Source organism: Azospirillum sp. TSH20, assembly GCF_003115935.1.
Lineage (GTDB): Bacteria > Pseudomonadota > Alphaproteobacteria > Azospirillales > Azospirillaceae > Azospirillum.
In genome coordinates, this window is record NZ_LGQU01000206.1 from 1 (window position 1) to 9626 (window position 9626).

The window sequence follows — 9626 nt, forward strand, 5'->3', positions numbered from 1 at the left end:
GTCGGGCTACGCCCGTCCTCCGACACGACGGCGGCATTCCATTCTCATCCTGATTGTCGCCATTCTCACCGTGATTGTCGGGCCATAGTCACCGTCGTGTCGGTGGAGCGATGGCCGAGGAGCTGGCGCGACAGCTCGTAATTGCCGGGATCGAACTGCTGGCTGAGCTTGCCGGCAAGGTGGCGGAACAGGTGCGGATTGACAGCGAGGCCGGTGTGGTCGCGGACCGCCCGCTCGATCTGCGCCGTCAAAGCGGTGATGTGCTTGCAGCCGCCATCGCGTCCGGGAAATAGAAGGCCGCCGGTGTCTGGCGTCAGCAGCGGACGGTAGCGCGTCATGAAGTGGTCGATCATCCGCACCAGCGGTTCCGGCAGCACTGCCTCGATCGGCTGGCTGGTCTTGGTCTCCTCCGCCGGGATGACGAGATGGACGACGGCGTGACGCCCGGAGCGGCTGCGGCAGAGATGGCGATGGACGTCCAGCCGCAGCAGGTTGAGGCGGCGCAACGGCACCAACAGCAGAATCTGCACGGCCACCGCGGTCTGCGCCATCAGGGCTTCCCGGCGGCTGGGCGCCGCCATGCGGTCGGCCTTGTCCATCAGCCGCTCCGGCAGGGTGAGCAGGGCCAGCAGGTGCTTGGGGTCGTCGAAGGCGCGCAGTCGGGCGCGGTTCTTTTCGGTCATGCCCTTGCGGCGGCTGCCGAGCTTGGCGACCAGCTTGTTCAGCCGCTCCAGGTCGGCTTTCGGTACCTGAACCCAGTGGCGGGCGACGGCGAGCAGGCACTTCGCCTGTTCGATCAGGCCGGGGCTGGCGCCGCCCCGGCGGGTCATCAGCCACAGCAGGGCGATCTTGAAGCGCTCCGGCACCACCAGCGCCGCCAGCGTGGTCAACGCCTGGGGGTCTTCGCCGGCATGGACGAGGGCAGCGGCGAAACGCAGCACATGGCCGCGGGCGGTCTTCAGCGAGCTGGGGCGCAACGGCCGGGCCGAATTCGTCCAGCGGGTCGGCGCCGGACAGCCGCCGCATCCATGCCGCCAGATCGGTGGCTAATGACGGCGGGAAGCGCTCCAACGGCAGCTGGTAGTCGTCCCGATTGCTGGTGTCCGGCACCGGCGTGATCGGCCAGCCGGGCAAGGCGGCGGCGACGGCCTGGTTCCACTGCTGGCGGGCCATCCGCTCGACCCGCTGCGGCTTGGCGACGAGGGTGCCAGTCGTCAGCGAAGTGGCGAAGGCGGTAAAGGTGGCGTCCGACACGGCGTCCGGCGCGATGTCGTGGTCGGCACAGTAGCGCAGGAAACGGGCGAGGCCGCGCTGCATCGCCGGGTCGGTGACCGCCGCGCGGAGGCTGTACCAGGGCTCCGGCAGGTGGCAGGCGAGGCGCCGATGGATCGCGGTGGCGCCATAGTGGCGCAGCAGGGTGCTGACGGCGGAGCGGATGTTCTGCCAGCGCTTGAGCGACAGGCCGTGGGCCGCCGGATGGACGGAGGCGATCAGCGGGCGCAGCGCATCAAAGCTGGCGGGGATGGCGGCGAGGTCGCGTCCGACGATGCGGCCGAAGCGGCGCAGGGAGGAGGCATGGTCCCGAGCGCGCTGCGGCGGCAGGGCGGGGTCGGCCAGGACGCGCGTCAGCAGGTCGGCCAGAGATCGCATATCAAGCACCGCAGGCAGGCTGGGCGGAATCTGGGAAGTGGTGGAGGTGGTCATCCGTGGCCTCGGGAAGACAGGAGTGGACAGGAAGTCCGGATCGGGAAGACGTAGCACGTCTTTGGTTCGAAAATACGAGGGCTACCTCTTCCCGGTGATCGTCAAAGTCCTTGCCACTACTGGACAAGGATGGACAGCGGTGGTCAGCTGATCCAGCGCTGCCGCAGGAAGATGTCGAGGTCCTTCGGCTGGATGCGGATCTGACTGCCGAGGCGGACGGTGGGCAGGTCGCCCGACGCGATCCAGCGGCGGATGGTCTTGATGCTGACCTGCAGGCGCTCGGCGACCTCAGGGATGGTCAGCAGGGCGGCGGGACGGGAAGGGGGCTTGGTCATTCCGGCTTCGGGGGCTGCGTCGCCTCGCCCGAAGCCGCCAGGTATTCCCGCGCCGCCATGCGGCCCAGCAGGCGCGCCAGCGCACGCAGGCGCTCGACCGCAACCTCGGATTCAGGAGGGGTGCAGGGGGTGGCGGTGTCGGGGGAGAGGACATGGTGGGTCATCCCCTCTTCGTGCCAAAGCTGGACGCTTGTGCCGAAAGGGCCAGATCAGCTTTGCGGCGCAGCTGATTTGTTCGGGTCGGTTCGCCGGGCTTTGATGGCGCGCCTTACTGCGGTGCGCGGGGCGTTCTTGGTTGGCGTGTAGCCCAGCGCCTGTAGGCAGAGCTGGAGGAAGTCAACCAGCGGCCCGCCGGCGGCCCCGCTCATGTCGTCCCAGGAGGTCCCGAGCGGCCGCTCGCTGATCGCCTCATAGACGTCCAGCAGGAAGTCGAAGGTCATGTGGTAGCCGGCCGCGGCCTTGTGGCGCGTTCCACCGACGCCGGAGGCGACGCGGTCCGCTTCGGCATCCCGTACCAGCTCGGCTGCGGCGCGCAGCATCAGTACGCCGCTGAAGGCATCTTCAAGCGCGTGGTCTGCCTGTCCGCCGATGACGGCGGCATTGGGATCGTCCGGCGCCAACTGCGCGGCCAAGCCCCACAGAAGCTGCGGGACGGGACGGAGGCGTCCATCCTGCGGTGTGTCGTCCTGAAGGGCCTCCAGCAGGGCGTCGCAGGCCGCCATGACGCGCTTCATCCGGTCGCGGGTGGCGCTGGGGGCGGGCGTTTGGTCGATGGCTGCCTGGGACGCCGCCAAGGCCGGAAGTTGCTCGACGTAGAGGTGCCATGCCGCAATCCTGTTGGGATCGGACAACTGCAGCCGATCGACGATAGCATCGAACAACGGCCGCCAGGGCTCATCCTGCATTTCCGTCGGCGGAGGTGCCTGTTCCGTCATGATGGCTCGGTGTGATGTCGAAGGGGGATAGTGCCGCGGTACCGCGTCGGATCATACCGGGACCATCCCGCGGCATGAAGGGCGGCTGGTGCCGCCCTTCCCCTGCCATGCCCAGCCTTGCCATGCCACGCCGATCCGTGCCACGCCAAGGTCGCATCGAGGCGCCGGTCGGCCCCTCAATGCACCGTGAAGCGCCCGAATTTGGGGCGCCAATCTCCAAGGCCGACCACCTCGCCGGTGGTGCGAATGATGTCCCGGATGTCATCCTCGCTCAGCAGCGACGGCATGAACTGGATGGTGACCGCAGCGCTCCAGTCGTCGAAGCGCGGCCGGACACGCATCACCCGCAGGCGCTCGACCCGGACGCCCGTGCGAAAGCGGAAGCGGCTATCATCCCACAACGCCTCCGGCTCACGGGGGCCGTCATACTGAAGCGGGATGTTGCCGTCACACAGGATGCCCGCTTTGGCCAGCGGCCCGCGGCGTTTGCGCTTGGCACCGTCGATCAGCGCCGCCTCGATCAACTCGCCGGGGAGGCAAGGTTCACCGCCATGTAGGTACAGCGAGCCGAGGAACTCAAGCTTGGCCATCCGCTCCAGATCGGCCTCTGTCTTCGGCCGCTTGCTGCTCAGCTTCTTGATGTCCTTGACCAGCGGGTCGAGCGGATCGGCCAGCCGGCCGTTGTGCATGAGGAGGGGTGAGACGCCGGTGATCTGGAAGCTCAGGGGCTGATACATCGGGGGCCTCCAGCCGCGGACGGGGGCGGCTTGGCTGGGTGTCGGCGAGATTGACCGTGGCCGTGGCGTAGCGGCGGCCGCGCAGCATGCCGGTCACGGTCTCGTGGCAGGGCGCACACAGCGTCGTCACGGCTTCCAGGCGATCCTTGGCCCAGTCGCCGCCAGGCGGGTAAACGCGGTGGTGCCCTTCCAGCTGGTCTGTCGCGTTACACAGGACGCACCGCCCGCATCGCGGGCGAACGCACCACGCCGCAGAGCGCGCCATTGAGGACTGGCGAGGTAAGCGGCGTAACCGACAGGGCCGCGGGCCGGACCCGGTGTTGCCACTGATGGAGACACTGCTGACGGAGAGATGTTCGCCGCTGATGTGTTTGTCGGCTTGCATGGGCTCATGCCGGTCCATTGGTTCGTTCTGATCGACGAATACCGATCTGGTGGATCGTGGTCAAGGCGCTATAACGGCGTAATGATCCGGCTCATGTCATTGAGCTTGAAGCAGCGTGTCGGGTTGAGGGTCAAGGAGGCGCGGGTGGCCCGCAGCCTTACCCAAGAGGCATTGGCGGATCTGGTCGGCCGGACGGTCGAGGCCGTGTCCAACATCGAACGAGGCCGCACCTTTCCGACGATCGACACGCTGGAGCAACTCGGTCGGCATCTTGATGTCCCGATTCAGTATTTTTTTGAGGATGCCGACCAACCTATTGAAGATAAGCGTTTTATATTAGAAGGGCGAGTGAAAGCTATAGCTCGAAGGTTAAATCAAGAAGATTTGGAATTAGCGGTTCTACAGCTGGCGGCGATCTTGGAGGTTAGGCGGCCGAAGTCTGGATAAATGCATGCATCTTTCAATCTCATGCTTTGCCATGTGACGTAAGGGCCCTATATTATTTACGGAGTTGGCAAAAATATTTCTTAACTTTGTGAGGGTTGGCGTAATCAGAGTCGCTTTGACAATGAGCTAGCTCCGAGCGCCGACCGAGCAATCCAATTTTTTGCCGAAAGGTGCGGGCAAGGTAGGGGTTCGGCGCACAATAGCATTTCCAGAAGCCCGATCTGCGCTGATGCGCCCCACGCTTGGTGGCGCATGGCGGCTCGGGCAGGCCCCCACTGGAAAACAATCCATGTATGACAACGTCATCCGCCCGAAAGCGTGGCTGGACTTCAATGATGCGCCTAACCAGATCGAAATCCCGGACTCGCCGCAGCAGGAAGGGGCGAAGGACGCCATCAAGGAGATCTTGCTGGGCGCCTTGCCTGACGTGCTGACCTACCTGCTGCCGAAGGGCAAGCGCGTCGGGCGGAAGTTCGTCATCGGCAACACCGCCGGCGAGCCGGGCGACAGCCTGGAAATCGAGCTGACGGGTGAAAAGAAAGGCGTCTGGTGCGACCACGGCAACGCGGCTGACTCGCAGGAAGGCGGCGACATCCTGACCTTGTGGGCTGCTTGCCATGGCATGAACGCCAGGACGCAATTCCCGCAGGTTCTTGACTCCATCAAGGCATGGCTCGGCGGGATGAGCCACCGCTATGTCAACGCGGCGCCGACGCCGGGCGAGCCGACCAGCGACTGGCAGCCGATGAAGGCGCCGCCGACCGACGAGCTGGGCATGCACACCGGCATGTGGGTCTATCACGACATGGCCGGCGCGGAAATCTGCCGCGTCTACCGCTATGACCCGGTCGATCCGGAGACGGGCGAGGTCAATAAGACCTATCGCCAATGGTTCACCCGCGAACGGCGCTGGTCGGCACCGCAGGATCCGCGCCCCCTCTACCGCATGCCGGAGCTGGCGAACGTCGACGAGGTCATCCTGGTCGAAGGCGAGAAGGCGGCCGACGCGCTGTGGGCGCTGGGCCTACCGGCGACGTCGGCGCTGGGCGGAGCGAAGGCGCCGACCGACAAAACTGACTGGTCGCCGCTGGCCGGCAAGCGCGTCATCATCTGGCCCGACAAGGACAAGGTGGGCTGTGAGTATGCGGAGAAGGCCGGCGAGGCAATCATGCGGGCCGGCGCGGCGACTGTCGCCATCCTGACCCCAAAAGAACAGTGGCGCGACGGCACAGACGTCGCCGATCTGGCCGCTCCCTATGATCCGTGCGGCAAGGGTATGGGTTGGACTCTGGACAGCATCCGTGCGTGGGTGCGCAGCGGTACGCGGAAGGTCGTCGCTGCCCTTAATCCGTCATCGGGTTACCCCGGCTTGGTAGCCATTTCTCCAGCTCGCGACATGTTCCGCGGCGCCCCGAAAGTGCGTCAGTACTTGGTGGACGGCATCCTTCCACTCGGTATGGTGACGCTCTTTTCAGCTATGGGAGATGCCGGAAAAGGCATGATGACCCTCGACTTGGCGATCAAGGTAGCTGCTGGAGCGCCCAGCACCGCTTTCGGCGGCGAAGAGACAGCGTTTGGCGGTGCAATCAAGACAACGGGCAAAGTGGTCATGTATCTCGGGGAGGACGACTCCGACACCATTCATGAGCGACTTCGCAACCTCGACCCGGGCAATCGCCATTGCGGTAATGATAACCTTAAGATCGTGCCCTTGATCGACTTTGGCGGCGCTCAGCCCCTGGTGACGATGAACAAGGGGCAGGTGAGTACGACCACCTTCTTCGAGGGGATTCAGCGCGACTTGATGGCCATTGAGGACCTGAAACTGGTGGTGATCGATCCGCTGCAGGTATTCCTGCAAGGTGACCTCACGACAGATACCACTGGCGCTGCCTACGCAATGGCCCAGTTTGCGCGACTCGCCCGTGAAACCGGGGCAGCCGTTATCATCAATCACCACATGCGTAAGCCCGCCAACGGCAAGTCGGTCACCACTCCCGAGCAAGCGCGTGAGGCGATCCGCGGCACGTCCGCATTGGTCGACGGTGTGCGTTGCGCTTACGCGCTCTGGCCCGCCGAAGAAAGTGTCGCACGATCGATTCTGAAGATTCGTAACCGGCCCTATTCTCCCAATCAGGTCCTGCATGGCGCGGTCGTCAAAGCCAATGCCAAAGCCGACCGCGAGACACGGACCTATGTCCGCAACGAAGTCGGCCTCCTCGTTGACATCACCCAACAGCTTCGCGGAGGACGTCAATCTGAAGAATTGCTGATGGAGCTGATGGTCGACAAGATTCGGCATTTTGCTGAAGTCGGGCACCCATTTCAGCACACCGGTAAGGATCAAGGGGTGTATCCGAATCGTAAGCTGCTGGGACCGGTGCTTTCCAAGTCATCGCGGGACACCCTCGAGGGTATCGTTAGAAAGCTCCTTGCTTTTGATCGCATTCGCAAGTGTGCTGCGAAGGGGAGCTCTGTACCTAAGTGGCTTGATGTACCAGGTGGGCCTTTTGCTCGCGGTGTCGGACGTGTGAAGGCTGGCGCACCGGAACCGGTCGAGGATGCCTGCGTCGATGATGGTAGCGATGAGGAGTAGCCGAGGTTAGGAAACATCCCCGGTTCCCGCGTCCCCAGCCGGGATCAGAGTTGCCGGGGATTTTCTAAGCCATTGATTTATCTCAGATAAATCAGTGGCTGCCTGATCCCTGTCCCCGCTTTTCGTCCCGACGTAACCTATTGTTTTGCCAAGGAAATTTGTCCCTGGGGATCGCTATCTTTAGATAGATGAAGGCATCGGGAATGCCTTCATCTAAAGCTCCGGAACGCCCCACTTGGGGCAGGTTCGTTCCGAAAAGTGGCCGAGGTAGTGCCGTATATTTGAAAACCCTGATCATTCGCTGATGCCGCAGGGACGGGTCTATGCCGCCGACGTCACCGTCGCCGTAAACAGCTCGTTCCGGTCTTCGTCCGTTGCTGCCGGCGGCATTAGCGCATCCTGGAACAGGCGGCGCTTCCGAGCGAGCAGGGCGTTCAGATTGCGGTCGAAGGCCGAGCAGCCCTCGCCCAACACCGCCATCGGGATATGCACGAACACCGGCTTGGTCTGGCCAATACGCAGGGCTCGGCCGGTGCACTGATCCTCCACTGCCGGGTTCCACCAGCGTGAAAGGTGGATGACGTGGTTGGCGCGGGTCAGCGTCAAGCCGACGCCACCAGCCCGGGGCGACAGGATCATCGCGTCGAACCCATCGGCGCCGGCTTGGAAGCGGTCGACCCGCGCCTATCTTGCGGCACCGGCGACCTGACCGCTGATGATCATCGGAGGGGTCCCTAGCCGGTAACGGCGCTGAAGGATGCCGGCCAAGCGTGCCTGCATCGCCAGATCGTCGAGGAAGATCAGGACGCGCTCGCTTCGCCAAGCCAGATTGCGGTCGACAAACAGCGACAGCAGCTTCTTGCGCTTCAGCTCGGACAAGTCGGGCCACAGATGCGCAAAAACGGCGACGGGGATCGCCGCGTCCTCCGGGAAGACGGCGAGGTCAGTGAAACGGTCGCGGTCGCTGTTGTCCAGCCGGTCGACGCTGACTGCTAGGGCGCCGAAGACATGACGGGAGCGGGCATAATCCGGCAGCTCGCTTTCCAGCCCGTCATGGTCGGCCCTGCGCAGTGTCTCCAGCACCTCGGCCCAGGTCGAAGCGTCCTCGCCCGCCAGCAGCGCGCCGACGATGGCGAGCGCCAGCGGCAACTGGCCGCATTCCCAGATGATGGCATCGGCGGGAGCGGGCAGGCGGTCTTCGTCGCAGCCGGCACAGGCGGCGAGCAGCGCGCGGGCAGCGGAGGGCGTCATCTCCCCCACCCGGTGTTCCTCGGCGCCCAGGATGCGAAGCAGGTCGCCGCGGCGGGTGGAGATCAGCAGCGTGTGGCGGTCGATGGCTGGCAGCAGTTCCCTCGCATGTGCGGCCTCCCATAAATCGTCCAGCACGATCAGGCTGCGCGCGGGATGGCCGGCCAGCAGGGTGATCAACCGGTCGCGGCCCTCCGCCGTGTCGCGCGGGGTGACGGGGGGGGGGTGCCGCCGATCCAATCGATCAGCCGGCGTTGTGCCTGTCCTACGTCCGGCGTTTCGCCCAATGTCATCCAGAAGATGCCGCCGGGGAAGGCCGCCGCTACGTCGGTTCGCGGTACAGGTCGCACGCCAGCGTGGTCTTGCCGATCCCCCTGCCTTCCAGCCCGATGCTCGCCGCCCGGCCGGTTGCGGCGACCGCCCCTCCGCCACCCATTACCTTGGCCTTCAGACCGGCCAGAAGATCCGGTCTGGGCTGATGGTAGTGTGGGCGGCCAGGAAAATCGCGGAATGGGGTGGGCATACTCTTGGCTCGCGCGTCGGTGGAATGGTGGATATCATGCCAAAACCCGGGGTGAGCCGGCTAGCCTGCATCTATTCTGATAAGTCATTCCTCCGCCAGAAGGCTTTCCGTGATGGTCCTCTGCCAGCCACTGACGTCATTTCGTACTGACCTGCGATGGCGGATCGCGGCTTGTCGGCCGGTCCTGACAGCACTGGTTCTGCTGGGCACGGTCGCGACGGGTACCGCCTCGGCCAAGCCGGTCAGTACCGAGGTACGGCAGGCCCAGGAAGCGCTTCAGAGCAAAGGCTTCGACGTGGGCACGCCGGATGGACAGCCGGGAGAGCGGACGCAACGCGCCATACGCGCCTTCCAGCGCAGCCAGGGATTGCCGGTCACGGGTGCGCTAGACGCCGAAACCATGCGCCGATTGGGGGACGGGCTTCCGGTGCCGACTTCCCAGCCGACCTCCCCGCCGCCAGCCGGGCCGGTGCCGTTCCCTCCGATGCCGGCGCAAGTGGTCGCCGCTCCGCCCGAGGAGCAATCGAAGACCATCGCGGCCCCTGTGGAAGCCGACATCATTCCGCCGCACCCTTCGTCCGCACCGCCGTCACCGGTGCGGAATGATGGGGTGAAACCCGCCATATCCGGTCCGACCGTGCTCTGGCTGCTACTGGCGGCGATCGGCGGCACAGGCCTCCTGGTGGTTTGGCGGCGGGGGCCGCGCTCGCGAATGG

Annotated in this window: 10 protein-coding genes and 1 pseudogene; 3 read left to right on the forward strand and 8 right to left on the reverse strand. The window is 64.9% G+C overall.

What is annotated here, in order from left to right; all coding sequences use genetic code 11:
• Positions 1-65: 65 nt before the first annotated feature.
• The 5 genes from TSH20_RS34225 to TSH20_RS34250 form a co-directional block, all read right to left on the reverse strand.
• Positions 66-977 (reverse strand): hypothetical protein, encoded by a 912-nt coding sequence (locus tag TSH20_RS34225; protein ID WP_109157341.1) that lies wholly within the window; start codon positions 975-977, stop codon positions 66-68.
• Positions 978-1847: 870 nt separating this feature from the next.
• Positions 1848-2039: a helix-turn-helix domain-containing protein gene (locus tag TSH20_RS34240; RefSeq protein WP_109157338.1), complete on the reverse strand. Its 192-nt coding sequence runs from the start codon at positions 2037-2039 to the stop codon at positions 1848-1850.
• Positions 2036-2203 (reverse strand): hypothetical protein, encoded by a 168-nt coding sequence (locus tag TSH20_RS35190; protein WP_158282116.1) that lies wholly within the window; start codon positions 2201-2203, stop codon positions 2036-2038. Before TSH20_RS35190 ends, TSH20_RS34240 begins: the two co-directional genes overlap by 4 nt.
• A 45-nt stretch (positions 2204-2248) precedes the next feature.
• Entirely contained in the window at positions 2249-2974 is a 726-nt protein-coding gene (locus tag TSH20_RS34245; RefSeq protein ID WP_146205458.1) for a hypothetical protein, read from the reverse strand.
• A 176-nt stretch (positions 2975-3150) separates the two neighbouring features.
• Positions 3151-3711: a hypothetical protein gene (locus TSH20_RS34250; RefSeq protein WP_109157336.1), complete on the reverse strand. Its 561-nt coding sequence runs from the start codon at positions 3709-3711 to the stop codon at positions 3151-3153.
• 352 nt (positions 3712-4063) lie between these two features.
• Between TSH20_RS34250 and TSH20_RS34255 the strand changes: the two genes are divergently transcribed.
• Complete coding sequence (locus tag TSH20_RS34255) at positions 4064-4543, forward strand: helix-turn-helix transcriptional regulator (protein ID WP_199232120.1); 480 nt, start codon at positions 4064-4066, stop codon at positions 4541-4543.
• A 289-nt stretch (positions 4544-4832) separates the two neighbouring features.
• Positions 4833-7139 (forward strand): AAA family ATPase, encoded by a 2307-nt coding sequence (locus TSH20_RS34260; RefSeq protein WP_158282117.1) that lies wholly within the window; start codon positions 4833-4835, stop codon positions 7137-7139.
• A 321-nt stretch (positions 7140-7460) separates the two neighbouring features.
• On the opposite strand, the pseudogene TSH20_RS34265 reads toward TSH20_RS34260, so the two are convergent.
• The 3 genes and pseudogenes from TSH20_RS34265 to TSH20_RS35195 form a co-directional block, all read right to left on the reverse strand.
• Positions 7461-7802 (reverse strand): annotated as a pseudogene (locus TSH20_RS34265) (C-terminal helicase domain-containing protein); the annotation flags it as partial.
• Between the two features lie 21 nt (positions 7803-7823).
• Positions 7824-8627, reverse strand: coding sequence for an NB-ARC domain-containing protein (locus TSH20_RS34270; RefSeq protein ID WP_158282118.1), 804 nt, complete (start codon positions 8625-8627; stop codon positions 7824-7826).
• A gap of 82 nt (positions 8628-8709) precedes the next feature.
• Positions 8710-8910 carry a hypothetical protein gene (locus tag TSH20_RS35195; protein ID WP_158282119.1) on the reverse strand — a complete coding sequence of 67 codons (201 nt, stop codon included), beginning with the start codon at positions 8908-8910 and terminating at the stop codon, positions 8710-8712.
• A 112-nt stretch (positions 8911-9022) separates the two neighbouring features.
• On the opposite strand from TSH20_RS35195, the gene TSH20_RS35430 reads away from it, so the two are divergent.
• Positions 9023-9626, forward strand: a 604-nt coding sequence (locus TSH20_RS35430; protein WP_247874561.1) for a peptidoglycan-binding domain-containing protein, incomplete at its 3' end; no start/stop codon positions are given.